The sequence below is a fragment of the Mesorhizobium sp. WSM3860 genome, from assembly GCF_002294995.1.
Taxonomy (GTDB): Bacteria; Pseudomonadota; Alphaproteobacteria; order Rhizobiales; family Rhizobiaceae; genus Mesorhizobium.
In genome coordinates, this window is the sequence record NZ_NSGF01000018.1 from 22,662 (window position 1) to 46,642 (window position 23,981).

Genomic DNA, 23,981 nt, shown 5'->3' on the forward strand with positions numbered 1-23,981 from the left:
ATTTTAGCAAAACTGTATAGAGAAGAGGTAATGCAGAACGATCCTGAGTGCCGCGCTCCAGCTGATCAGGGCGACGATCGAGGAGCACTGTCCGCCGGCCTAAAAAACCCGCCGGCCGGAGCCAGCGGGCCTATCAAGAATCGTCCGAAGTCCGCTAGCATGGTGCACGAGCGGCACGGAGACGCAGGTGCTACCTTCATCGGGACTCGAACGGCTGAACGCATTTTCCGATGGCGTGTTCGCCGTATTGATCACAGTTCTGGTTTTGGATTTGCGCCCGCCCGAGGCGCCGACCTTCAAAGCCCTTCTGGCATCATGGGAGACGTGGCTTAGCTACGGTGTGAGTTATCTCTTCATTGCGATCGTGTGGGCGAACCATCATCACCTCCTGCGGCACGCGAAACAGAGCTCGGCCACTTTAATGTGGCTCAATTTCGCGCATCTTTTCTCAGTTTCGTTGCTCCCCTTAGCGACCGCTTGGATGGCCGTCAGCGAGTTAGCACCTCAACCAGTCGCCTTCTATGCGGCCCTGTTTTTTCTGGTCAACCTGACATATCTCTTCTTGATCCGCGAACTTATTGACCCGATGCCAGACAACGAGGTGTCACCACAGGCGCGGAGGAAGATGCGTCTCCGTGCGGTGGTCACGCTCTTGCTTTTCGGGCTCGCTGCTATCTTAGCACTGAAATACCCGGTGGTCGGATTGGGGATTTGTATCTGTTGCCTCGTCGTCTATCTCAGGCCACAGGCGCGGGGCTGACGACACCAAAGCGCCGCGCCGGAAGTTCAGCCGTCGTCACCCGCCGGCACCAATTCGAGCTCGGAAGGCGATATTCCTGCGCGAAGCTGGCTCAGCCGTAATTCATCGACCCAATAGACCTCGCCGTCGACAAGCACCCGAGCTTCGTAGGTGCCGCCTGAGAAGCGCTGCGCGGTGATATAAACCTTGTGGCGGTCAAGCGCTTTGCGGACTGCGGCGCGCTTTGCATTCTGCCTGGAGACGGAACTGGCCATAAACGCGGAACTCTTGACGCAACACGGCGAGTCAATCTGCTCCCGCTCGAATCGTTCCGGCAGCGACATCGAGAAACGCAAAAAAGAACCCCACCGGCCGAAGCCGATGGGGAGACAGGAAGTGATGTGCAGGGAATTACAGGGTGAGCGCCTGTGCGATCTGCAGGTAGAGCAGCACCCCGAGAGCCCCGGCCAAGAGGAAAATCAGACCGGTCAGAACTTCGGAAGCGTTGCGCGGCAGCCTCACAGCTTGGATCCCTTCAACTGGTCGATGATCTGGGTCAATGCCAGCAACAACCCCGCAACCGTCAAAATGATCCACATCGATGTGGAGCCCAGCCAACGTAGCCGTGTCCAGAGCTTTACCACCGCGAACCCCGCTTGGAAGTGATCCTCGTCCAGATCGAGGAAATCATCGAGCCGATCCCGCTGTTCGGGCTTGAGACGGCCGGCCCAGATGAGGGCCTCCCGCTGCTTGCTGTCGAGGCGATCGAGCCAGAGGATGGTTTCCGGGTCGAGTTCGCGAAGACGCTGAGGCACTCCTGCGCTCATTTCACGAGCGCCTGGATGGTGTCGCCCTTGGCGTGGTTGAGGCGAACGCAATTACCAAGCCGGCGGCGATCTTCCGCATGCAGCCTAGTCTCCTCCTCCGTCGAGACGAAGCGATGGGGGATGTCGACCACGCCGAGGCAATCCTGCATCACGCTCGGATCGATGTGAGCGGTCGGCTTCGGCGCCAGGCTATCGACCGATAGCGTCGAGGCGCTCTGACACCCCTGCAGAGATGCCATCAGGCTTGCAGCCAGAAGGATTGGTCGAAACGGGCGGTGCATTGTCTTGGTCCTTCTGCGCGCGCACTAGGTCGGCTATGCGGCCGGCGTCGCTATGCTGCTTGTCGATGTAGGCTTGTGCCGCGGCGTCGATGTCCTGCTGCCGCGTCTTGGTGTCGGCCGTCTGGGCGATAGCGGCGAGCTTGATCTTTTCCTGCCACAGCGCGTCCTCGGCCTTCTGGCCGGCCGCATAGGCCCGATCGACGCGACCGCCGACGAGGCCGGTCAGCTCCGGCCCGACATAGGGAATGTCGCGCAGCGGGCCGAGCGGCAGGCCCTCGTAAAAGAGGATGATGCCGCCGGCCAGGACCAGCGGCAGGCCGATGCGGCTGGTGCAGAAATTCCAGACCGGGCCGAGGAGGGCCAGCACCGGCGCGATGAAAGCAAGCATCATTGGCTTGCGCCGATCATGCACAGCGCCTTCTCCTGCTGGCGCCGTTCCCATAGGCCCCGTAGCACCCTATGGCCGGCTTCATCGAACCAGGTCAGCGCCTGACAACCGCCGGCGACGTCACCAGCGTTGAGGCGGCGCGTTGCGGTGCTCTTGCCCGCCCCGGCAGCGCCGACGTTGAATGCCAATGAGGTGTAGGCCGCATCGCGCGTAGCAGGCAGGCGGACGTTGATCGTCTCCGTCGTGAAATAGCGGTGTAGCCCGGTGCGGTGCGCGGCGGTGTCCTGGCGCAGCAGATCGAGGGCCTGCTGGTGCGTGATCACCATGCCCATGTGGACACCGGCGGTATGGCCGAAGCCGATAGTTGGGACGCCAACAGAGTCCCTATAGGCGACCAGCTTTTCGCCTTCCTTCTTGGCGATGAACGGCACGGCGATGTCGAGCGTCTGTGCCTCGGTCGCCGGACTGCCAGCCAGGGGGCTTGCGCTCGAAGGCCAGGCGAGCAGAAGCGCCAACGCGAAGGCGATTGCCGCCACGGCAATGATGCGGATCCATTCCTTCCATGGCGACAGTCCCTGCTGGTAGACCCGGCCAACAATGCCGGCGAGCAGCAGGAGCACGCCGAGCCACCATGCGACGTTTGGGTCATAGTCCTGACCGGTCACGCGATACCAGAGCTCAGGCAGCACGAGCACGGCGAGGCCGAACACCTGCATCCAGAAACTCAGAGACAACAGCACCACGCGGCGCACGTCGGCGACGAGACGCATAACACTTCCTTTCCGCCCTAGAGGGCAGCTTGATCAGATGAGAACGAGGACTCGAGTCGACGCCGGCGTGCGTGCCCGCCGTCAGAGCAGCGCGGCGGCCGTGAAGAACGCGTCGATCTGGGCCGACGTGTAGCCGAGCGCGGCGAAGCCGGTTTCCATCATCGGCTCGTTGCGCACGAAGCTTCCACTGTATTCGAAGGCGTCTTGCACCTCGACAGGCTGCGTTCCGATCCAGGCGATGACCTGGGCGCGCAAACCGGCAACGCTTAGCTGGAGGTGGAATTGCCGAGCCGACACGCTTTCCGGCACAACGGCAGGCGGTGCCGGGGGAGCACTGAACACGCCATTGCTATAGGTGCCGCCGATATAGCCCGGCTCCGCGAGCGGGACGATCGTGAAGCCGTCGAGCGTGAAGGTCGGGTCGCCCTCGATGATGTTGACGACGTCGGTGCCTTGGATGACTGCCAGTTGCATGAATGCGGTCCTTATTTGAACTCGAGTATGAGAACGACGCCGGGCGCGCCAGCACCGCCAGCGCCAGCGCTGTACGAACCGCCGCCGCCGCCAGCGCCGTATGCCTGCGCGGCCGCGCCGGCATTGTGGCTGTTAGCGGTCTGGCCGCCCGCGCCGCCGCCGCCCCAAAAACTTGCGCCGCCCTCGCCGCCTTGAGAGTTGCCGGTCGCATTGGTGCCGGAGCCGCCGTCGCCGCCGCCGAGGTTGAGTGTGCCGTTGGCTGCCGTGCCGCCCCGGCCACCGAGGCTCTGAGAGGCTGCGGCAGAGCCACCGTTCGCAGTGACAGTGCCGAATGCGGATGATCCACCTGCGGCGCCGGCAGCGCCGCCCGAACCAATTGTAACGGTCTGTGCCGAGACACCGTTCATGAAGAAGATGGCCGTGGCGCCAGCGCCACCGCCGCTTTCACTGCCGCTGCCGGTGCCCGTCGTGCCGCCAGCGCCGCCGCCCGTCACGAAGACGATTGCACGGCTTGCGCCTGCGGTCGGCGTATAGGTGCCCGAGGCAGTCTTTACCTGGACGTTGACGAGCGTGCCGGCAGCTGCGGTCGCCGCAGCGGCCGCCGCAAATGCGGTGCTGGCGATCTGCGCGCTATTCGTGCCTGCCGCTGCAGTCGGCGCGGTGGGCACGCCGCTGAGTGCCGGGCTCACCAGCGTCTTGTTGGAGAGCGACTGCGCCGACGACAGGTCAGTGACGATCGTCGTGTCGATCGCGAACTGCGTGCCCGCCAGGGTGAGGCCGTTCCCGGCGGTGTAGGAACCGACCCCCGCCGTCTGGGCGAACGTGATCGGGTCGGTGCCAATGACCGGGTTTTCCTTGGCATTCTGCGTCCAGGTCGTGGCGCCCTGCGTCGCTCCACCCGTCACGAACGTCTGGTCGCCAAGATCGATGTCGGCGGAGAGATTGTAGTAGGTCGCACGCGTCAGGACGAATGGCGCGCCTGCGCTACCGGTCGCCGTCACCGTGTAGATGCCGTTCTGGAACGACGAGGCCTGGTTCTTGACCAGGATCACGTCGTTGAGATTCGCGGCGACGCCATCGACCGTCAAAGCACCGTTGGCAGAGGCGGTGAGCGTGGCACCGACGCCGGATGCTCCGTTGGCATAGGTGACCGCCGGAAGCGCGGTGGTCGTGGCCAGCCTGGTCGCCGGCAGCGTCGTGGTGGCGAAGATCGCTGCCTGCACATAGGCCGTCGTTGCCAGCTTGGTCGAATTGTCGCCGGGTGTCTGGGTGACGGCGGTCGAGGCCGAGCCAAGGGCAACGGTCGGGTTTGTGGCGAAGACAAGCGGACCGCTACCGGTCTCGTCGACCATCGCCGCGGCGAGCTGGGCGCTCGTGCCGCCGGCAAAAAAGGCCAGCATGTTCGCGGCAAGGCCCGAGACGTCGCTGATTGCAGGCTGCGCAAACGTTGGGTTGCCGCTGGTGTCGACGCCCGTCCCAAACTGATGGGGAGGAGCTGCCGCAGATTTCACGCCACCAAGTGCCACGGGCTGCGGCGTGGGTAGGTCAGCCCCGATCAGCGCTCGGAATGCGGGCACTCCGCTTCCGAAGGCTGGAGTAGCCAGGATGAGGTTGGGGAGTTGCGAAGCGAGCGAGATCCCGCTGTCCGCAAGGGCAGTGCCGCCGGTCGTGGAGAAAACGGGAATGTCGCCCACCACGGAGTTCGAAGGTCCGACGATGGTGCCGTTGGCGATCGGTCCGATCGTTTTCCCGCCGATCTGGAAGAAGAGCCCAAAGATCGTCATCCAGATCTGTCCGTCGACCGGCACTCCCGGAGCAGCGCCAGGAGGGATGCTGAATCCAGCGCCGTCGGACGTGGAGGCCTGGGTGTTGAGCGGCCCTTGCATTGTGTCGCCGCCCCGGTTCACCGGGGTATAGCCGAGCGCGTCCTGCTTCTGCGAGAACAGATAGCTCCACTGGCCAGCGGTCAGGACGTTGCCGTAGCTGAAGGGATTCATTTGTCCCAATCCGAATGTGTGTGAGTGGTTGGCTTACGCGAGGGCGGCGATGCCGCGATCAGTCGAATTCGAAGATGACGACCACACCGTTGCCCCCGGCCCCGCCGGCGCCGCCGCCGTCGCCACCACCGCCGCCGCCGCCGAGGGAGCCCGGGCCGCCGGGTACCTGGACGCCGGTCGAAGGTGTTGCGCCGCCATAGCCGCCGCCGCCCCAGAACGAGGTGCCCCCGCAACCGCCTTCATGGCCTGAACCGGGCGAGCCGCCACCGCCGTGGATCAAGAGGGTTCCGGCGGTTCCGGTCCCCACCCCTTGGCCGCCAGCTCCAAATGAGTTGGTGCCGCTGGAAGAACCGCCAATGCCGCCGGTAGCGACGGCAAGAGCGCCGAAAGAGGTTGTTCCGCCCGAACCGCCGATGAGATCCGAACCGGAAGATGGATTGGGGACGCCGCCGGCGCCGATGGTGACGGTCTGCTGAGAGACGGCACCGAAATAGACCGCCGTTCCGCCCGCGCTTCCGCCGCCGCCAGTGAAGCCGTTTGCCGTGGCATTGCCGCCGCCTGCGCCACCTGCGCCGGTGGCAAAGACGAGCATGCTCTTGGCGCCAGCCGTCGGCGTGTAGGTTCCGCTCGCTGTCATGACGCGCATGGCCTTCATCGCGCCGGGGAGAATAGCGGCGAGCGCCGAAAGGGTGACCTCGCGGTCCGCACCGTCCGCCACCACGTGCAGCGGAACGCTGTCGTTCAAGGAAAGTGCGCCGGTGGGTGCCGGCAGAGTCGTGATGCTCAGCGAAAGGACCTGCTGATCGGTCGCGGCAAGGCCCGCGTTGGCGGCTACTGTCACAGCCGGGTTGAGCAGACGGAACGACGTCGTCGCGTTGTTGAACTCGAGGATGCCCGTGGCGCTCGCTGGCCATTGCTTTGCCGTCAGCGCGGTCCCGTCCATGTTGACGATAGGATGTGTACCGAGCCCGTCAATGTTGCCCGTCATGGCGCCGTTGTTGTCGAAGGCGGCCTTCTGGACGACGAAGATCTGGCCGTCGACATAAGCGCCCGGCGCCGGCAGGACCGTGGCGGTGCAGACATTGGCCGAGCCCGCATCGGTACCGACCATGATGGGCGCGGATGCGGCTCCGATGTTGACCCAATTCGCGCCGCTCGTATCCGGGTCGGACGTATTGTCGTCGGCCGTGCTCAGCCAAACCACGCCAGTCGCCGCGCCAGCCAGCAACGCGCTCTTGGGATACCCGCCGATCGCTGCCGAGAAGGCCGGATCGTAGGGGACCAGACCGCCTGCATTCTGCCACTGCGACCATTGCGTGATCTGCTGCAGAATGCCGTTCATGTCCTGGCCGAACGGCGGCACGCCGCCCGATCCGACCGGCAGGAAGTTGAGTGGCGGAAAGCCGTCGGTCAGTGAGGCCGCGCCATTCACAATCCCGATCTGCGAGCCGAGCGGGATGGAGCGGATGTAGCTCGGGCTCGCCGAAGCTCCCCAAGCTACGGGGAACTTGGCAGGCAAGGCGGAAAGCTTCATGGAGGGATCCTTAGATGATGACGACCGACGCCTTGACGCCGGTCGGCTTCGGCAAGACGCCGGAGTTCTGGACGATCGCGAGTTCGACAGGGGTCAGCTGGAAGGCGAAGGTGTAGGTCATCGTCATCGTCTCGATCGGCGAGCCCGCGTAGAACGATGCCTGGTTGAAGCCGACGGAGTTCAGCGATTCCTCGAAGCCGAACCATGTCCCGTAATTGCCGCCCTCGGTAACGTAGGCGTTGCCCCTGTGGGGGAAGAGGCTGAGCAGGATCTGGTTGATCGCCGGAATCGAGCCGTTGGTGATGTTGGCTGCCGCCTTGGCGAAGATGAGCCGGCGGTATGCCTCGTCCGACAGCGCGAAATTCGAGGTGAGCGGAGCGCCGGAATAGAAGGCGCCTTGCCCGAACGGATCGGCTCCCGGCTTCGCCTCATCGAAGCCGAACCAGTCCCCGGTCGTGACCTGCAAAACCCGGCTGACGCCGACGATGCGGCCCCAGACGTCGAGCCCATAGCCCTGCGCCGTGTCGACGTTCCAGATGTAGTCGAAGAACGCATCGAAATTGGCCGTCTGGTCGAGATACGAGAAGATGTTCCCGATCAGCTGCGTCAGCGTGGGCGCATTCGCATACTGGCTGATGACAGTGCGCCAGACGTCGAAAGGCGGGAAATCGCCGATGGGGCTGATGCCAATGGCGAATTGACCAAAGCCGTTCGGTATCCCGGCCGGCGGCCTGGGATAGGGAGGTCCTGTGTCTTCCATGATCGATCAGGTCAGGGTGACGAAGATGTCGTTGGGGGAGATCGTCGGCACCTGGTCGATGTCGACGGCGATGTCGAAGCGATTGGGGATCGCGGCCGTCATGGTCTCGATTGACACGTTCTTGTTGTTGGAGACGACATAGGTACCGGTGCCGCCCGTCCCGGTGCCGAGCGCGGTGATGGTGGTGCCGAGGGTCAGCGCTCCGGTGGTGTCGGAGATGATCTGGCCGACCGCCAGCGCCCCCGAGGCAACGGCGGAGACCGTCAGTACCGTTCCGGCGATCTGGCCCGTGAAGACGGCGCTGGGGTTGTTGTTCGAGCCTACCTCGATCGAGATGATCTGCGCCCACGAGCCAAGGGCGGCCACGGGCGCGTAGAAGCGGCTCGCAAATAGCGTGGTGCCGATCTTCGCGCGCGGGCCACCATCGCCCCCGGCAAAGGCGCTGACGATGGCATTCTGGATTTGCGTTGCGGCATCGGCGGGGACGAGATGCGTGTTGACGATGTTGACCGCGAACAGGATCCCCAGCGGATCGGGGATTTCGAAGCTCACCCGATAGGCAGGGTACGGCGGGACATAGCCGGGGCTCTGGTCGTAGACCGTGACCGTCGTATTGCCGTTATATGCGCAGCCGGGCGCTTTGCGCGACCAGATCGCTTGTGCGACGTCGTCAGCGTCGCCGCCGACCACCGCGACATAGAGTGAGTTCGGGTAGATCGAGACGCCGCCAATGGTCTGGACGTCATTGCTGGCGTTCTCTGTCACGAACGCATCGATGACGTTCGGCACCGCCAGCACCGCGCCCAGGACCGACGGAAGCGAGCCCTGCGAATTCAACGCGACGGAGGCAGCACGGCGCGCCTCGAAAGCCGACCGGCTCTCGACATTGTTGCCGAGCACGGCGTCATCCGGGTTCGTGATCGAATCCCAGCCGGGGATCGCTCGGTAAATCTGGTCGAGGCTTCCGGCAGGGCATGGGACCGGCCCGACGACCAGGCACTCGAACGGCAGGGTGACAGTGCCGTCGACGCCGATGACGCCATCCTCGGTGCACAGATACTGGTTGCCATCTTCGGCAAGGGCCAGCGAGCCCGTCGGGATGGCGACGCCCGGCAAGCCACTGCAGAGCGCCTGCACGACCGTCGGCTGGGCCGGGTTGCGCTCGATGAAGTAGATGCGCGCGATCGCATCCTGCATACGGCCGGTCGCATAGGCGGGATCGACCTGGTTGGTGAAATAGAGGAACGTCGAGTTGACCTCGTCGATCACCGCCGTCTCGCTGCTGGCGAGCTGCCCCTGCGGCGTGTTCAGCGCGGGATTGAGGACGCCGCCAAACGCGCCGTTGATGTCCTCGGTCACGCCCGCCAGCACCTCCGCGGCCGACGGGATCAGGAACCCCGTGTCCGTCCACTGCGGCGGGGGAACGTTGGTGGTGTCGACCATGTGCTACAAGCTCGCTGCGGTGGTGTTGCCGGCCGCGTCCGTCACCTGCACTTGGCCGGTGACAGTCCGATCGGTCCATGACTGGATGAAGGTCTGCGCCGAGACCACGCCGGGCACCGTCAAGGCGGCGCGATTGAAGTACGCCTTCATGAGCGAGACCGGCGGCGCCTTGCCCAGGATCTGGTCGAAGTAGGGAATGCCCTGCGTCGTGTCGTAGTAGAGCTCGCCCGCGAACAGCCTGATCGCGCTCGCCGCGTCCTGCGCCAGAGCATAGGGCTCGTCGGCGATCGCGATGTTGCCCGACGCATCGGCCACCAGGTCCCAGGTGTCGGTGTCGAGAAGGAGCGTCTTCATGTTCCGGGCTCCGGTGGGCCTGACGTGCCGCCGCCGGGCTGGACGTTGGTGTGAAGATGGTTGAGCACGCTGATGTTCTCGCCACCGGCGCCGGCGATGACGTCGCCCGTCACCCGCAGCTGCGCGGTGGTGATGGTGATGGAGCCGGCCGCGAACTCGATGATCTGCCCGTTCTTGTCGAAGAGCTTGATTCCGCCCTCGGTGAACTGGACGGCCTGGTCCTGGTTGGCCGGATTGGCGATGGCCCCCTGATAGATGCCGTCCGACATGTTGCCGCGCCGGAAGCTGCCCGGGTTTGACTGCGCTCCGCCGTTGGCTTTCAGCGCCGAGATGTCGCGGTCCGAGATCGTCATGTGGCCGATGTCGCCGATCTTCGGATCGTTGATGATGCCGTTGGTGCCGCCCTGGTTGCGCATCGTGGCGATGCCGTAGATGACGCCGTGGGGCGTCTGGTTGCCTTGCCCGTCCGTCTGATTGATCAGCGGCATCACATCCACCGTGGGCGGCGCGCCGACGCCGCCACCATGCACCGCGACGACCTTGACGGGGATGCCCGTGCGCGCCTGCGCCAGCTCCTGGCGAATGAGGAAGCGCAGCCGGTTGATCTCGGCGGTGTCGTCAGACGTGGTCTGCTGACCGAAATAGCCTTGGCCGCTCATGCCGGCGCCGAGGCATCAACGGCGATGCATTCGAGGAGCATGAACCACTTTCCGTGGGGCATCATTGCCTCCAACTGATACTCGAGGCGGTTGACCTTCCATGTGCCGTTGGCCGGCGTCAGGTCGCTCTGGATTTGCACCTTCCCCTGATACTTCACGGCGGGGTTGTAGAGCGCGCGGACCAGCACGAAGGCCTGCTGGAAGAACGGGTAGCCGACCATGCCAGTGTCTTTCGAAATCAGCACCGTGTCGCTGTTTCGCGCCTTGCCGGGCGGCGTGATGACCATCGTGCCGCGATCGATGCCGACGTCGAAGCCGCCGTCGCGCGCGATCGCCAGCATCTGCGTCCACGCCGTGCCCGGATAGTAGGGGTTGGCGAACTTGACCTTGACGCCGGCGTCTTCGAAGGCCAGGCCCATCTGCCCCGCGAGAGATTTCATCATCTGCGAGGCGTCGCCGGAGCCCTTGATGCTCAGCGGCGGGATCGGCTTTGCGGCATGGAAGACGCCCGGGAGCGAGCTGATCCGGAAGCACACGTCTGGCATCGCCTGCGCGTCGACATAGGCGTAAACGATGGTGCCGGTCCACACGACGTTCTGGCCGGTCTCGTCATCTCCAGCGAGCACCGAAATGCCGTTCTTGTACATCTGGAGATACTGTGAACCGACGGTGGATAGCTGGTTCATCAGAGCCAGCGGCAGGCCCCAGATCGAAATTTCCGCTTGCCCCGAGCCTTGCCCGGCGTTGACGATGTTGCAGGCGACGCGCAGCCCGAATACCTCCGCGGTGTTGCCGCCGCCTTCAAACTGACCGTTTGCCAGCTCGAACTCGACGGAAATTCGCTTCTGGCTGAACGCCATCTCGATCGCCGCCTCACATGAAGAAAGTCACGCCCATGCCGAAAGTCCTTGCCGCCGCGAGCGCCGCCCTTCTGCTTTTCACCGTCGCGCCGGCGCTGGCGAAGCCGAACAAGGCCGCGCTCGAAAAGACTTATCTCGACCTGAATGAGCAGTGCCGCGGCGGCTCGGGCGATGATCCCGACACCATCAAGGCGTGCGATCAGCGCGAGGCGGTGGCGGCGCAGCTGAGGGAAGTCCACCTCTGCTTTGCCGGCGATCGGTTCAAGCGTTGCAAATGATGCGCAAGGCGAAGCGCCGCCGCAGAGAGAAAGCCCGTCGCAGCTAATGAGCGTAAGCGACGGGCTTTCGATGACTGGCTACACCCGAGAAGGATCGACCATGCAACGATAATCACGAAGCCGTGATTTCGTTCCGTTTTGGGACAACGGGTTGGAGCTGCTGGCCTAGCCAATAATCAGCCGATACCGGCCGGAAGCTCGCTCGCCGACACATAGGCGAGGCTGTAGCGCGTGCCGAGCCCGGTGTAGTAGGGGTCGGTATCGCCCTGGTTGTCGATGAAGAGCAGCTCGCCGGAGAAGCCAAGGTAAAGCGACCGGACGATCCGGTTGAGGTTCTGGCAGATCACGCCGCCGATCACGAGCACGTTGTCGACATAGAGGTCGATGAACAGGCCCGTGTTCTTCTGATAGAGGCTGATCTGCGAGACCTGCCCGTCCAGCGTCACGCCGACCGCCTGGTTCGGCACCGCCTGCAGAGGAATGATGACCATCAGAAGCCCCCGGCTGGCAGGCCAGACGATGTCTTGAATTGCTCGAGCTGCGCGCTGCTCGCCGGCGCGGTCTGCACAGTGCCGCCGTTGACCTGAGAAGCGCCGCTCGGATCCTGGGTGTTCGACATGGCGGCGCTGACGGCCTGCCGCACTTCGATCAGCCAGATATCGACCGAGAGAAGCCCCATCCCCTCATTCGAGCGACGGCTGTAGTCGTAGTGGGTGATGTTGCAGCAGAGGTAGACAGCCTCCGGCGTGACCACGTCATAGAGGTTGGTGTCGCCGGCGACGGCCGCGATCGACGCCAGCATCGCGGCGCGGTTTGCGGCCGATCCGCCGGCGGTGAAGCGCAGCCGAGCGTCGTAGGGTATCTGGACCTTGTCGTAGCTCTGGAAGGCCCCCTGTTCGACCGGGAAGTCAGAGATCGACCATTGCTGGCGATACTGCACCTCCACGATGTTGTCGGCGATGATCACCGGCACTCCGCCGAAGTAGATACCCCATGGCTGCAGGCCGAAAGCGCTCGACAGCAATCCGAAGGCGTCCTGCGTCAGAAGTTCAAGAATGCCGGCCATCACGCCAATCCACTATTTGCCTGCGCAGTGAACAGACGCCGGCTGAGCGCGTCGTTGATGTCGGCCGCAACGCCGTTGGCATCGGTGGCCTGGCTGTGAACTTCGACCTTGCCGATGTGGGCCTCCACCGAGCTGTTCGACGTCGTGGCCGTGTGCGTGCTCGAGATGTTCGACAGCGCCGCCGATGCGGCGCCGGTGTTGATCCCCTTCATGCCCCGGTAGGTCCGGCCGGTATAGGCGTCCATGCCGCTCCAGGCATTGTAGCCCTCGGCGCGCTCGAACATCGATGCACCGGTAGCGCCCTGGGCGTCGGTCTTGGCATTGCGCAACATGCTGCCGGCCCGGCTCTCGGGGCCGTTCAGCTCCGACAGGACGAACTGATACTGCGTGTCGGCATCGTTCCAGTCTTTGCCGCGCGCCTTCGCAAAGGCCATGAGGCGCGCCTTACGCGAGCCCAGCCATTGCGCCACGCCAGACGCGCCGATGCTGTTGACGGTCGAGGGACCGCCGGACGCCTCGACATTCATCCAGCGCGAGATGAGGCCGCGGGCGCCTGCATCTGACAGGCCGCCGCCCGTGAGGGTCTGGTAAGCCTGCGCTTGCCGCTCGGGCGTCCACCAGCCTCGCGTGCCACCAGAGGCCCGCTGAGGGCCGCTAGGACCGGTCCCACCCACCATGCCGCCGACGAGGCCGCCGGCCTTGGACGATGCGCTGCCGCCGCCGAACGCAGCGCCGATGCCACTGAGGAGGTTGCTCCAGAAGCCGCCGCCCGAGTTGCTCTGCTCGGCCATCGTGACCGGCACGGGATTGCTCCTCGAGATCGGCTTGCCGTCGACGGCGATCTTGTCGTCGGCATCCTTGCCGGGATGGCTTCCCGGCGCCTTGCGCAGATGAGCCATGACCCAATTGCCTATGGTGCCATGGTCGCGGTTGTCGAGGTCGTGGCGCACATGCGCGCCGCCCCATTTGACGGCGGCCGCGCCGGCAAGAAGCATTCCAACGCCCGTTGAGATGGTGCCGAGAAAGCCCAGGCCCGCACGAGCACCGCCAGCGGCGACGCCGCCGGCACCTCCCGCAGCGAGCATGCGCATATTGGCGAGAACGCGCAGAAACTTCGCGCCGAGCCACAGGCCGAACAGGATCTCGGTGGCATGGACGATGCCGCCGACCCCGTCGACCACCTCTTTCGCGCCGTGCGCGAAATTTTGCATGCCGGTCTCGACGGCGTTCCAGTCGATCTTTTCGAGCCAGTCGATGAATTTCTTCACCGCGTCGACAATGCCGGTCCGGATCCAGTCCTGGTTCTTTTCGATCCAGGTCGTCATCCTGTCGGCCGCGTCGACCAGGACCGGGCCGAGCTTGTCATAGATGGCGTTGGCGAGCGCGATGATGTGCTGGAGCAATTCGTTCCAGCTAGCCTGGAGCTTTTGCGCCGCCTCGATCGCCTGATTGCTGGGCGAAAGGCTCTTCTCCAGTTTCCCGAGATAGATGTCGATGCCTGAGCCCATCTTGTACATGAGCTGCTCGGTCGCCGGGTCGATTCCCAGCGCCTGCGCGACATTGTGAGCCGCGCCGGCGTCGATCTGGTGCAACCTCTGCAAAGCCGCGGCGACATCGGAAAGGTAGCGATCGAGCCCATGGTTGGGGTCGATCCGCATGCCGGTCCAGGCCTGCAACTGCGAGAACTCGCGAGGCAGCGCCTCACCGTTCTTGTTGAGGTTGTAGAGCTGCTTGTTGACGCGCTCCAGGGTCGACGCGGTGGCGTCGGCCGAGCCGCCGAAGCGTTCGGCTGCATTCTCCCAGGCCGCGATGCGCTGGGGCGATTCACCGAGACTCGAGGCGAAGCGGCCAAGCGAGGCGTCTGCATTGGTGAGCTTGCGCACAAACTCGCTGAGCGCCTGGCTGCCGGTGATGACGGCGAAGAGTTCGAGCACGCGCCGCGTGATCAGGTTGACGGTCTCGGCGGCCTTCTTCGAACTTTCCTCGACGTCCTTGCCGCCCTTCCGGAAAGCGTTGACGGTCTTGAGCCAGCTCTCGGACGTCTTCTTCTGCTGATCGGTGAAGTCCTTGGGATCGAGGCCGAGCGTGACGATCAGGCTGTCAATGACCGTTGGCATTCTCGTCCCTTTTTCTCAGCAGCATCAGGTTGTGGGCGTCGACCATCGCCACCTCGAGAAGGTCGTGGACGTCCTCGACCGACAGCCACTCGTCTAGCTCGCGGAGCGAGGTTTTGCCCTTTGAGAGAACCTGACCGATGGCTCGGGAGACATTGCCGTATTCGAGGAGGTGGACGCCGGCGACTGTGTCGAGATCGATTTCGACTGGTCGCCTTTGGTAAAAAAACCGACGTGAAGGTTGATGACCTCCTGCCGGAGCTGGATCAGCGTCGCGATCTCCTCGACGTCACCCTCGATCAGCGGGCGCTGGATGGCCGGGTTGCGAGGGTCGGGCTTGATGGTGACGCATTCCATCATCTCGTCGAGCAGCGGTTCGGCATCCTCGAAGTCGATCTTGGTGATCGCCCGGATGCCGACGATGGCGATGCCCTGCATGCCCATGCCGGCGAAGTCATCGGGGAGTTCGACGCCGGAGCGCGCCGCGGCGAGCAGCGCGCGCATCGCCCATTTCTCCGCGCGCGTCGCCGGCATCTCCCGGATGTGGAAGGTCTTGCCCTGGTCACGCCCCTCATCGGCGATCGTGACGTCGATCTCTTTACGCGCCATGACTTACCCTCAGTTCGGTACGCTTTGAACACTCTGCCACCGGATCGCGAAACGGCGCGGCTGCAGGATCTTGGCCGCCGCCGGCATCGGCGGAAGGCTCACCAGGAAGCCCTTGGTGGAGATGTAGGAGCGGCCGAGCGATGGCAGCGTGGTCGAGCCGTTGGCCGTGTAGACGTCCTTGGCCTGCACCTGCGTCGCCGCCCAGGTTTCGAAGAAGGCGATCGACGGGGAATCGGCCTGCAACACGAACGTCTGGTTGATCGGGTTGTAGACGAAGCCGCCCGACAGGATGCCGTCGACGCCCATGGCGGTCTCCACCTGGTCGACACTGTCCATGTCGTAGATGTTGTCAGTGGCGAAGCCCTGCAGTTGAACCGGGGTCGGAAAGAGGTTCGGCACGGCAAGGGTAATGACCGCGTTCGCGGCGGTTAGGGTCGACATGGTCTGGCTCCTGACGGGTGGATTGGTTGCCGCTTACTGGACGAGGGTCGAGGTCAGCTCGATCTGCTGCACGGACTCGCCGTCCATGTACCAGAAGTTGATCGGCGGGCCCTGGCGGGCCTGGCGCACCTGCGGGGTGGCGTCCTTGACCTGGAAATACCAGCCTTGCAGCTGGAGGGTGTCGCTCGCCTTGACGCCGGCGGCCGAGTTGATCTGCGCGATCTGGAGCGCCGACAGCGTCACGCCGGCGCGGATGGCACCGAAATTCAGCGCCTGGTTGATCGGGTCGAGGCAGGCCGCCTTGATCAGCTCATAGCCGGCCGCGTTGTACGGCACCGAGTTGATGTTCTGGAGCAGCTCCATGAGGGAGAGCTGGAGCTGGTTGTTCAGCCAAATCTGGTTGATATAGCTGTCCAGCCATTCGAACTCGCCCGACACCGTGCCGTTCTGGAACTCCAGGAACTGCTGCGCGGCCGTCGCGTAGGCGCCGTAGAAGTTATAGCCGTTGGCGATGAGGTTGCTCGCCACAGTCGCGGTGGTGACGCCTGCCACCAGGCCATCCTGCCCCCGGAATGCGAAGGTGATGCGGCCGTTGGTCTGCTGGAAGTCGATCGAGGCCGCCGCGCCGCAGATGAAGGCCGCGATCTGCGCGGGCGTCGTGATGCCGCCGTCGGGATGGTAGATGGCGCAGGTGCCGTCGAGATTGGCGCTCGAGATGATGTTGCCGAAGCTCGACGTCGCATCGTTGCCTTCGGCGGGCGTGATGTCCGTGTCCCAGGCGATGTAGGCATAGCGCTTGTTGGTGTTGTTGACCCATTCGGCAAAGGCCTGCTTCTGCGCACTGCCCGAGCCGCCATCGGGGTCGAAGATCGTCATGAACGTCGCCCAATTCTGGGTGAGCTGGGTGATCGCGGCCATGAAGGCGGCTGGCGTCGTTCCATCGGCGCCCTGAGAGAGCGTCGCGCCGGTCGCCTGCGTCAGGAAGAGGCCAGCCGCGACCGAGCCGGTGGCGAAGGCGGCGGACGACGCCGCACCGACAACGGCCGAGGTGATGACGAAGCCGCCGGAGACGGAGTCATAGGTGACGTCCAGCGGCGTGGCCGACGCCGTGATAGCGCCGCTCGCCACCGTCTGGGTCTTGTCGACGAAGTATGTGCCGGTAAGGCCCTCGCCGCTGCCAAGCTGCACGATGCGCGTGCCAGCCGTCACCCCTGCACCGGCAAGCGTCTGGCCGACCGCCAAGGTGCCGCTTGCGAGCGCAGTGACCGTGAGGGTGCCATACGTTGCCGAGACGGCGGTGCTGGCGACCACCTGTCCGATCGACACGGCATATTCGCCGATGCCGCCGGGCGTTCCCGACAGCTGGTCGGTGATCTGCGTGCCGGCCGACACGCCAGCGCCGGAGAGCGCCGCCCCTGCGACCAGAACGCCCGACGTCACGCCGGTCACATACATGACATTGCCGGCGATGGAAGCGGTCACGGCTGCCGTTGCAGGGGCGATGGCGCCCGTCACGGTGGCCGCTTGCGGAGGAGCGGAGTTCAGGTCGGTCTGGATCAGCGCCGCGGCGGCCGAGAAGCTGTTTGCGCTCGACAGATCGATCGCGTTCGCGGTGCGCACATATCCGTCGACGTTGACGCTGAGCGTGCCGCTCAAAGCCTGGAGCTGCGCCAGCGAGAGCTGGTCGGCCTTGCCGCCTTGCAGATAGGCCGCGACCGACGCGGACGCATACTGCGCGAACAGGATCGTAGCCGGCTTCTGGGTCGAGTTGTTGAAGCCGTTGAAATAGACCGCCGCGATCTCGGCCTCTTCCGAGGACGGGCCGAAGAAGTTCGACACCGACACACCGTCGTTCGGAAACGAGAGCACCTGCCCAATCGGGACGCGGGTGTTTTGGGTCAGCACGAGGCCGTTCATCACGAGCGCGTTGCCGCCCGCGTTGAGAACGTTCGGAATGACGTTCACAAGCTGCGAGGCCGGGATGGTCGTCATGGACCAGGTCCTTTCTGTTTGAGGGTCAGGCCGGGAAAGTCGTTTCGACGTTGGCGACGTCGATCACGGCTTGGTCGGCGAATTGCTGTGGCAGGCCAATTGCCTGGTTGGCCTGCAGGTGCACGTCGACGACGTAGCGGGTCTCGTATTGCTGCTCGCCGTTGAAGAACGGGACCTGCTTGGGATCGTCAGCATAGAGCGGCGCGCCATCCATGCCGGCATCCGCGAAATACCGGGTCGCCCGCTCATCGCGGATCAGGGTGGCGATCGTCTGCGCCATGTCGGACGCGCTGCCATCCGACGCGCTGTGCACGTCAAGCTGGATGACGACGTCGGTCGGCTGCACGATGGTCTCGGCACCGCTCGATAGGATCTGCGCTGGCACGGTCTGTGCCGGCGTGATGGTATAGGTTCCGACGCCGCCCGGCGTACCGCCGGTCTGCTCGCTGATCACCGTCCCTGCTGCCACCGGCGTTCCGAAGACGCTCGCCCCTACCAGGAGCGCGCCGAAGGAGACCTGAGTGACCGTCATCACCGCATCGCCGATGGAGGCCTCAAAGGCGCAGTCCTGATAGGTGTCGACGTTGGTCGAGAGGCGACCGCGGCGGCTCACCGTCATGGTGACGAAATCGCCAGCCGGCTCCGGGACGCGGTTGTCCTGCGCCGATATCACCTCGACGCCGGCGGGCAGGATTTGCAGCAGAAAGCTGCGCAGGACCGTCTGGATGCCAGACTGGCTGGGGACCGGGCCGCTCATCAGACGCTGGTGCCGATCCCGCGCACCGTGGCCTCGCTGGCGCCGACCGGCTGGCACCAGACCTGGTCGCCGGCGGCGAGCGGGAACGGAACGAAGCTCTGGGAGAGCAGGACGCCGTTCGAGGCACCCTCCGCAGGCTGGCTGTCGGCGATCGCTGCCAGCACGCCGCCTATGCTTGTCACCTGCAACAGAGCCGATGAATAGTTGGCCCCGTCGGCGACCTTAGTCCACTGGCCGGCGGGGCATGGCACCATGAAGGTTCCGTTCGCCATTGTCAGGCTCCTGTAGTGGGTCTTCAAAGATTGGTGGGGCGGGTTCTGGGAGGCCGATGCAGAGGACGAGCACAAACCCTATTGGGCCAAACCAATTGAGGGTCAGAAGCAAGGCTGCACTCCATCGACAATCCTTGGGAAATCGGCCAAATTGTCCGCTCTTGTCGAGGCTAAAGGGCAGAGAAACCGCTGACTCCCGGTCCGTACAAATGACGGAGATAGAATTGCGGTATGAATGGGCAGACAATCCCCAACTGGTTATCTCAATCATGGCTTGCTTCGTTGTTATGGCGGCAAGCTGGTTAGCTGTTGTTGTTTCAGTGTTGAGAATAGTTTGGCAAGTTGGTTTCTTTAGTCCACTCACCTACTGGGCTTTTCCATGGTACAGGAGTCCCGCGAAAATTAAGGCAAGGACTGAGCTCTTCTCGCCTCGCCTCCGCTCAGCACGCCGTGTCGCATTATACGGAGTTATCCTCTACCTCTGCGCATTCGGCATGGCCGCGCTTATCGTCACCATCTTTGGCCATCCATCTCGGTAGAATTCAAACTGACCCAATACCATCCATCTGCAGGGTCAGGGCGCACTTGCACCAGTCGGGCCACGACTCGAGCACGAGTGCTACGAGCCAGGTGTCGCCTTCCGGGAAAGTGCCGGCGGGGAAGACAAAGAGATCGCCGCCGACTTGCAGCTCTCGCACCACGCCGAGGGCCGAACCGTTGAGGTAGACGGCGCGGCGCACGCCCTGAATGTTGAGCCCGTCGAGCAGCTGCAGATCGTTGTAGGTAAGCGACTGCGCCTGCAGAGAGACGCCGGGCACGTCGACAAAGCTTGGGGTGCGCGTGCCGTCGGCCGCCGTGGTGTAGCCGCTGGACCGTTTCAGCGTGGCGGTCACGAACGGGTTCACCGTCCCGATCGCCGCCGAGACGATCCCGTGCAGGTTCATGGTCGATCAGCCGACGCGGTAGACCGTGAAGGTGCCGGCGCCCGTGTTGCGGAAGCGCAGGATGCCGCTCGACGGGATCGTGGCGCTGCTATGCGCCGGGAAGTCCATCGAACCTACCAGCGTCATGCCGGCGTTGGTGGTGATGGTGGCATCCTCGGCATCGACGATGGAGGTGTTGATCACCGAGACGTCGAAGGAGTCGTTGGCCTCAAAGTCGGCCGGCAGCGCAGCCTGGAGCGCTGCACCGGTCGGGAGCTGCTGCACTGAAGCCGCGCCTGCCCCCTGTTGGATGGTGATGATGCGCGTAAGCAGATCGGCGGGCGTGAGCGTGCCGGAGACGGTGTGCGCTGCCGGGGCGCCCTGGGTGCTGCCGAGCTGTGCGGAGACGGTCCAGATGGCAGCGCCAGGGGTCGCGTCGACGCAGACAAAGGCGGCGTCGGTCGCGGTGTTAACCCAGGCCGAGCCGACCTGATAACCCTCGCTCGAGTCGTTAGCGGCGGCCGGATCGGTCACGGCCGCGAAGTTGTTCTTGAATGCAAGGTCGGCTGGAATGTCGCCGAGGTTGCTCGAAAAAAGGACGGCCCTCATCGTAATGGTCTCCGGGTTCAGGATTTCTTGACGGCATAGTCGACCGACGCCAGCATGTGGCCGGTGTCGACGAGCTGCTTGTCGTTGCCCTTGCGGGCGATGGTGGCGGGCTGCAGCGGCGGGCCGTCATAGGCGGTGATCGCCGCCTGCAACTGGCCCTTGATGGCCTCGCCCGTCTGGCCCAGCGTCTTTTCGGCGTCGTAGCCGTTCGCGATCAGGAGGTTCCCCACGGCGTCGGGCCATTCGGGGCTCTTGTCGTCGATCATGCCCCGGAAGAACGGGCGGGGCGGCGTGTCGCGGCTGCCGAACTCGTTCAGCGCCGCGACCAGCGGGACGGAGGTGCCGTCGGGATAGGTCGCGCCCTCCAGGAAGCCGACGTCGACCGAGACGGCCTTCTGCAGGCTCTTGGCGATCTCGGCCAGCTTCGCGGCGAGCTTGTCGCCGCCGGAGAGCTCCACCATGGGCTACGCCTTCGCCTTGGTCTTCGGATCGGCGGCGCCGATTGCTCCCGTGGCACCGGTCGCGCCGGCATCGGTCGCCGCGCCCGTGGCACCGGTTGCGCCCGTGGTGTCGGCCGCGCCGGTTGCGCCGGTATCGGCCGCGACAGTCGTGCTAATCGCGCCGGTCGTGCCATTTGTGCCATCGGTGACGACCGGAGCGGCGGGCGTCTCAGACGGCAGCTCGAGGGGTGGCGGTGAAGCGAGGCGCAGGCTGCGCTCAAGGGTCAGGATGCGATCTTCGGCGTGCTTGCGGAAGGCGCGGAACTCGCGCTGCAATTGCTGGAGGAGGTCCATGGGCGATGTCCTTTACTGGTTGAGCCACGGGTTGAAGACGCGGCGCGGGCCGGGCATGTAGCGCATGGTCCGGTAGGCGGCGGTGGCCTGCCAGTAGGCCGCGCCGAATGGGGTCTGCATGAACCAGGCGCTGTTTGGCGTCATGGGGAAATCGGCCTGCACCGATACGCTGCCCTCGGCAGCATTCGAGATGCGTCCCACGATCCCGGCCGGCGCCTGACCGTTGGCGCCGTACATGAGCTGGCAGATGTGAGCGACCATCAGGTTGAGCAGCGTGGTCTGCGTCTCGGCCTTGGTCACGGGGCCGCCGCCATCATTGCGGCAGTAGAGCACCGCGACCGGGAGCGCACCCTGCAGAACCTGCGGCTGACTAAGCGTTGCGAACTGCGGGTAAATCGCCACGAAGGCGGCATAGTCGAGAGTGACGATGACGCCCATGGCGACCTCCCGTGTTCGCCCGCGTCAGTTCGATCAGGCCTCTTCCTTCTTGTAGGCCTGGATGCCGCGCGGCAGGTTGTTGGGATCGATCGGTTCGAGACCCGACTTCTGTGCCTCATGCTCCTTGATGAAGCCCTCGACCATGTCGGTCTCGGTATGCGCCCAGACGAGGTTGTTCCTGACCGCGTCGAGGTCCTTGTTCTGCTCGAGCCACTTCTTAAAGAAATCGGCATCGACGCCATAGGTCAGGGCGTAGTCGCTGTCTTGTGCCATCGGAGCGGGCTCTTTGCGGCGGTCGAAGCGGCGCAGATAGCCTTTCAGGACGACCGGCTCGCCGATCACCTGGGCGCGTTTCACCTTGCGGAAGCTGCCGCCGGCGGTCGGTTCGTTCTGCTCGACCATCTCGTGAAGGCGCAGGATTAGGCCGTGCGGCAGCTTGCAGGCAACGGTGACGGTGGTGGACATTGATTTACTCCGGTTGGTGGAAAGGCGGTGGCCGTCGCCGATGGCGTCGGTGGAGCGGATGCTGGGAATCGAACCCAGCTCACAGCCGTGGGGCGGCTGTTTCTCTCAGAGCATCCGCGAAGATGATGGTGCCCCTCGCCGAATCCAATCGCCGATTGCCGGAGAGTTAGTCTTGGTGATGATCGGGCGCTGTTTGCGCCTCGGGCATAGAAGAGTTGGGACGGCTCGACCGCTCGCTACCCCCCTCAGTCCGGTTTAGTCAGAGTCCCGACCTCATGCGCCAAAGCCTTCCGTCGCCTGATCCCTGATCGCCGCGCGCGCCGAAGCTAGCCGAGCCGATCGAAGCACCGGTGTGAGCAGGGCGCCTACGCAGTCTCCGCTTTTTCGTCCAGCTGCGCCCGCGCGTCACGGATCGAGGCGGCATAGGTCACCAGCGGCCGCTTGACGCCATGGCTTATCAGTGTGCGCCTCACCTGCGACGAGGCGCCCGCGATGATGAAGCGTCCTCCGGCCCGCCCTGCCTTGTGCACGGTGCTTTCAATCACGTTTGCCGCGGTCGAATCGAGAAAAGGCACTGCCGAGCAGTCGAGTATGAAGTTCTTGCTCTGGTCCGCGATGCGGTCGAGCACCGTGGCGACCGTTGCCGCCGCGCCGAAGAAGAAAGCACCGGATATGCGATAGATGACGGTGTCGGGATCCGTGGCTGAGCAGAGATCGTAGGCGAGGCGGCCGCCGTTCTCATCATCGGCGCGGTCGTCCGTCACCGGCGGGACATGCGCTTCTACCTCGACCGAACGTGCCATCCTACCGATGAACAGCAAGGCGCCCAGCGCAAAACCGATCACGATGCCGGTGGTGAGGTCGCGGAAGATGACAAGTCCGAAGGTTACCAGCAGCACCAGGGCATCGCCCCAGGACGATCGGATCAGCGCCAGGAAGGCGGGCTTCTCCACCATGTTCCAGGCCACGGTGGCCAGCACCCCGGCGAGCGCCGCCAGCGGGATGTAGCTGGCAAGCGGGGCAGCCACCACCATGAACAGCAGCAGGAAGGCGGAATGGAATATCCCCGACAACGGTCCATGCGCGCCGGCGCGGATGTTGGTCGCCGTGCGCGCGATCAGTCCGGTCACGCAGATCCCGCCGAACAGCGCCGAGCCGATATTGGCGATGCCCTGCGCCACCAGTTCGCAGTTGGAGCGGTGCCGTCGGCCGGTTATGCCGTCCGCGACCACGGCCGACAGCAGCGATTCGATTGCTCCGAGCAGGGCAAAGGAAATTGCGTCGGGTACTGCAGAGACGAGCTTATGCGCGTCGAACGCCGGCAGAGTCGGGTCGGGCAAGATCCGCGGAATGCCGCCGAACTGGGTGCCGATCGTTTCGACGGGAAGGCCGAGAAGCGTCGTGGCGAGCGAGGCCGCCGCCACCGCGACCAGGAGGCCCGGCCATGAAGGCCGCCAGCGCTTCATGCCCACGATGATCCCTATCGTCAGCGTGGCGACGGCAATGGCCGCTGGATTTACCGTTCCGGCCGCCTTGCCAAGCGCGATAAGCCTGGGCAACAGGTCGCCGGGCTCCTTTCCCGGCAGAGTCAGGCCGAACAGGTCATGCAACTGGCTGGACAGGATGATTACGGCAATGCCTGCGGTGAAACCAACGGTCACCGGATAGGGAATGAATTTCACATAGGCGCCGAGCCTCAGATAACCGGCCGCGAGCAGGAAGACGCCGGCCATGAGCATTGCCAGGATCAGTCCGTCAACGCCGTGATGATCGACAGCGGAGGCCACGACCACGATGAAGGCGCCGGCCGGCCCGCCGATCTGGAACCTGCTGCCGCCAAGCGCGCCGACGATGAAACCGCCGATGATCGCCGTAAACAGTCCGCGCTCGGGCTCCAGATGCGAGGCGATCGCGATCGCCATCGACAGCGGCAGCGCCACGATGGCGACTGTCAGGCCGGCGATCACATCCGCCCTCAGCTGCTTGAGGTGGTAGCCCTCGCGGAGCACCGTCACCAGCTTTGGTGTGAACAGCTCGGCGAATGTCGGCCGTGCTTGATGGTGAATTGCAGGCCGAGCCTGATCCATGACCATATTCCGCTCCAAAGGGCGGCGGGATCGTCGGCTGCATGTCGGCG

At 64.5% G+C, this 23,981-nt stretch carries 30 protein-coding genes; 2 read left to right on the forward strand and 28 right to left on the reverse strand.

Annotated features, from left to right (window positions below; genetic code table 11):
- The first annotated feature begins 187 nt into the window (after positions 1-187).
- Positions 188-760 (forward strand): TMEM175 family protein, encoded by a 573-nt coding sequence (locus CK220_RS24025; protein ID WP_095813899.1) that lies wholly within the window; start codon positions 188-190, stop codon positions 758-760.
- Between the two features lie 26 nt (positions 761-786).
- Here CK220_RS24025 and CK220_RS24030 read toward each other — a convergent pair whose 3' ends face one another.
- From CK220_RS24030 to CK220_RS24085, 13 genes are all read right to left on the reverse strand, one after another.
- On the reverse strand, positions 787-1,095 hold the full coding sequence (locus CK220_RS24030; protein ID WP_245429376.1) for a hypothetical protein: 309 nt from the start codon (positions 1,093-1,095) through the stop codon (positions 787-789).
- Positions 1,096-1,257: 162 nt separating this feature from the next.
- Positions 1,258-1,566 (reverse strand): hypothetical protein, encoded by a 309-nt coding sequence (locus tag CK220_RS24035; RefSeq protein ID WP_095813901.1) that lies wholly within the window; start codon positions 1,564-1,566, stop codon positions 1,258-1,260.
- A complete protein-coding gene (locus tag CK220_RS32830) occupies positions 1,563-1,697 on the reverse strand; it encodes a hypothetical protein (protein ID WP_280952752.1) in 135 nt (44 codons plus the stop codon). Before CK220_RS32830 ends, CK220_RS24035 begins: the two co-directional genes overlap by 4 nt.
- Positions 1,698-1,755: 58 nt before the next feature.
- On the reverse strand, positions 1,756-2,238 hold the full coding sequence (locus tag CK220_RS24040; protein ID WP_095813902.1) for a hypothetical protein: 483 nt from the start codon (positions 2,236-2,238) through the stop codon (positions 1,756-1,758).
- Positions 2,235-3,005 (reverse strand): lysozyme, encoded by a 771-nt coding sequence (locus tag CK220_RS24045; protein ID WP_095813903.1) that lies wholly within the window; start codon positions 3,003-3,005, stop codon positions 2,235-2,237. The genes CK220_RS24040 and CK220_RS24045 overlap by 4 nt, the downstream gene beginning before the upstream one ends.
- 81 nt (positions 3,006-3,086) lie before the next feature.
- Complete coding sequence (locus tag CK220_RS24050) at positions 3,087-3,479, reverse strand: hypothetical protein (RefSeq protein ID WP_245429377.1); 393 nt, start codon at positions 3,477-3,479, stop codon at positions 3,087-3,089.
- Positions 3,480-3,490: 11 nt separating this feature from the next.
- A complete protein-coding gene (locus tag CK220_RS24055) occupies positions 3,491-5,476 on the reverse strand; it encodes a hypothetical protein (protein WP_095813904.1) in 1,986 nt (661 codons plus the stop codon).
- Positions 5,477-5,534: 58 nt separating this feature from the next.
- On the reverse strand, positions 5,535-7,010 hold the full coding sequence (locus CK220_RS32835) for a hypothetical protein (protein WP_095813905.1): 1,476 nt from the start codon (positions 7,008-7,010) through the stop codon (positions 5,535-5,537).
- Between the two features lie 10 nt (positions 7,011-7,020).
- Positions 7,021-7,770: a DUF2612 domain-containing protein gene (locus CK220_RS24065; protein WP_095813906.1), complete on the reverse strand. Its 750-nt coding sequence runs from the start codon at positions 7,768-7,770 to the stop codon at positions 7,021-7,023.
- A 6-nt stretch (positions 7,771-7,776) separates the two neighbouring features.
- On the reverse strand, positions 7,777-9,213 hold the full coding sequence (locus CK220_RS24070; RefSeq protein ID WP_095813907.1) for a baseplate J/gp47 family protein: 1,437 nt from the start codon (positions 9,211-9,213) through the stop codon (positions 7,777-7,779).
- 3 nt (positions 9,214-9,216) lie between these two features.
- On the reverse strand, positions 9,217-9,567 hold the full coding sequence (locus CK220_RS24075; RefSeq protein ID WP_095813908.1) for a hypothetical protein: 351 nt from the start codon (positions 9,565-9,567) through the stop codon (positions 9,217-9,219).
- On the reverse strand, positions 9,564-10,226 hold the full coding sequence (locus CK220_RS24080; protein ID WP_095813909.1) for a hypothetical protein: 663 nt from the start codon (positions 10,224-10,226) through the stop codon (positions 9,564-9,566). Before CK220_RS24080 ends, CK220_RS24075 begins: the two co-directional genes overlap by 4 nt.
- Positions 10,223-11,086: a hypothetical protein gene (locus CK220_RS24085; RefSeq protein WP_095813910.1), complete on the reverse strand. Its 864-nt coding sequence runs from the start codon at positions 11,084-11,086 to the stop codon at positions 10,223-10,225. Before CK220_RS24085 ends, CK220_RS24080 begins: the two co-directional genes overlap by 4 nt.
- Before the next feature lie 35 nt (positions 11,087-11,121).
- Here CK220_RS24085 and CK220_RS24090 point away from each other — a divergent pair, with 35 nt between their 5' ends.
- Complete coding sequence (locus CK220_RS24090; protein ID WP_141245211.1) at positions 11,122-11,364, forward strand: hypothetical protein; 243 nt, start codon at positions 11,122-11,124, stop codon at positions 11,362-11,364.
- A gap of 176 nt (positions 11,365-11,540) precedes the next feature.
- Here CK220_RS24090 and CK220_RS24095 read toward each other — a convergent pair whose 3' ends face one another.
- The 15 genes from CK220_RS24095 to CK220_RS24170 form a co-directional block, all read right to left on the reverse strand.
- A complete protein-coding gene (locus tag CK220_RS24095; protein WP_095813912.1) occupies positions 11,541-11,855 on the reverse strand; it encodes a hypothetical protein in 315 nt (104 codons plus the stop codon).
- A complete protein-coding gene (locus tag CK220_RS24100; RefSeq protein WP_095813913.1) occupies positions 11,855-12,430 on the reverse strand; it encodes a hypothetical protein in 576 nt (191 codons plus the stop codon). Before CK220_RS24100 ends, CK220_RS24095 begins: the two co-directional genes overlap by 1 nt.
- A complete protein-coding gene (locus CK220_RS24105; protein WP_095813914.1) occupies positions 12,430-14,547 on the reverse strand; it encodes a phage tail tip lysozyme in 2,118 nt (705 codons plus the stop codon). Before CK220_RS24105 ends, CK220_RS24100 begins: the two co-directional genes overlap by 1 nt.
- 93 nt (positions 14,548-14,640) lie before the next feature.
- Positions 14,641-15,153: a hypothetical protein gene (locus CK220_RS24115; protein ID WP_210201445.1), complete on the reverse strand. Its 513-nt coding sequence runs from the start codon at positions 15,151-15,153 to the stop codon at positions 14,641-14,643.
- 9 nt (positions 15,154-15,162) lie between these two features.
- Entirely contained in the window at positions 15,163-15,594 is a 432-nt protein-coding gene (locus CK220_RS24120) for a hypothetical protein (RefSeq protein ID WP_067328704.1), read from the reverse strand.
- Between the two features lie 33 nt (positions 15,595-15,627).
- A complete protein-coding gene (locus tag CK220_RS24125) occupies positions 15,628-17,586 on the reverse strand; it encodes a DUF3383 family protein (protein ID WP_095813915.1) in 1,959 nt (652 codons plus the stop codon).
- Positions 17,587-17,611: 25 nt separating this feature from the next.
- Complete coding sequence (locus CK220_RS24130) at positions 17,612-18,343, reverse strand: hypothetical protein (RefSeq protein ID WP_095813916.1); 732 nt, start codon at positions 18,341-18,343, stop codon at positions 17,612-17,614.
- Positions 18,343-18,615 (reverse strand): hypothetical protein, encoded by a 273-nt coding sequence (locus CK220_RS24135; RefSeq protein WP_095813917.1) that lies wholly within the window; start codon positions 18,613-18,615, stop codon positions 18,343-18,345. Before CK220_RS24135 ends, CK220_RS24130 begins: the two co-directional genes overlap by 1 nt.
- Positions 18,616-19,157: 542 nt before the next feature.
- Entirely contained in the window at positions 19,158-19,559 is a 402-nt protein-coding gene (locus CK220_RS24140) for a hypothetical protein (protein ID WP_095813918.1), read from the reverse strand.
- Positions 19,560-19,565: 6 nt separating this feature from the next.
- Positions 19,566-20,147, reverse strand: a complete 582-nt coding sequence (locus CK220_RS24145) for a hypothetical protein (protein WP_095813919.1) — start codon at positions 20,145-20,147, stop codon at positions 19,566-19,568.
- 17 nt (positions 20,148-20,164) lie between these two features.
- Positions 20,165-20,608: a hypothetical protein gene (locus CK220_RS24150; protein WP_095813920.1), complete on the reverse strand. Its 444-nt coding sequence runs from the start codon at positions 20,606-20,608 to the stop codon at positions 20,165-20,167.
- A gap of 3 nt (positions 20,609-20,611) precedes the next feature.
- Positions 20,612-20,941 carry a hypothetical protein gene (locus CK220_RS24155; protein ID WP_095813921.1) on the reverse strand — a complete coding sequence of 110 codons (330 nt, stop codon included), beginning with the start codon at positions 20,939-20,941 and terminating at the stop codon, positions 20,612-20,614.
- Between the two features lie 12 nt (positions 20,942-20,953).
- The gene (locus CK220_RS24160) at positions 20,954-21,379 is read right to left on the reverse strand and encodes a DUF4054 domain-containing protein (protein WP_095813922.1); all 426 of its coding nucleotides are present in this window, start codon (positions 21,377-21,379) and stop codon (positions 20,954-20,956) included.
- A 33-nt stretch (positions 21,380-21,412) separates the two neighbouring features.
- Positions 21,413-21,844: a hypothetical protein gene (locus CK220_RS24165; protein ID WP_095813923.1), complete on the reverse strand. Its 432-nt coding sequence runs from the start codon at positions 21,842-21,844 to the stop codon at positions 21,413-21,415.
- Between the two features lie 365 nt (positions 21,845-22,209).
- Positions 22,210-23,931 carry a SulP family inorganic anion transporter gene (locus CK220_RS24170; protein ID WP_095814010.1) on the reverse strand — a complete coding sequence of 574 codons (1,722 nt, stop codon included), beginning with the start codon at positions 23,929-23,931 and terminating at the stop codon, positions 22,210-22,212.
- Between the last annotated feature and the right edge of the window lie 50 nt (positions 23,932-23,981).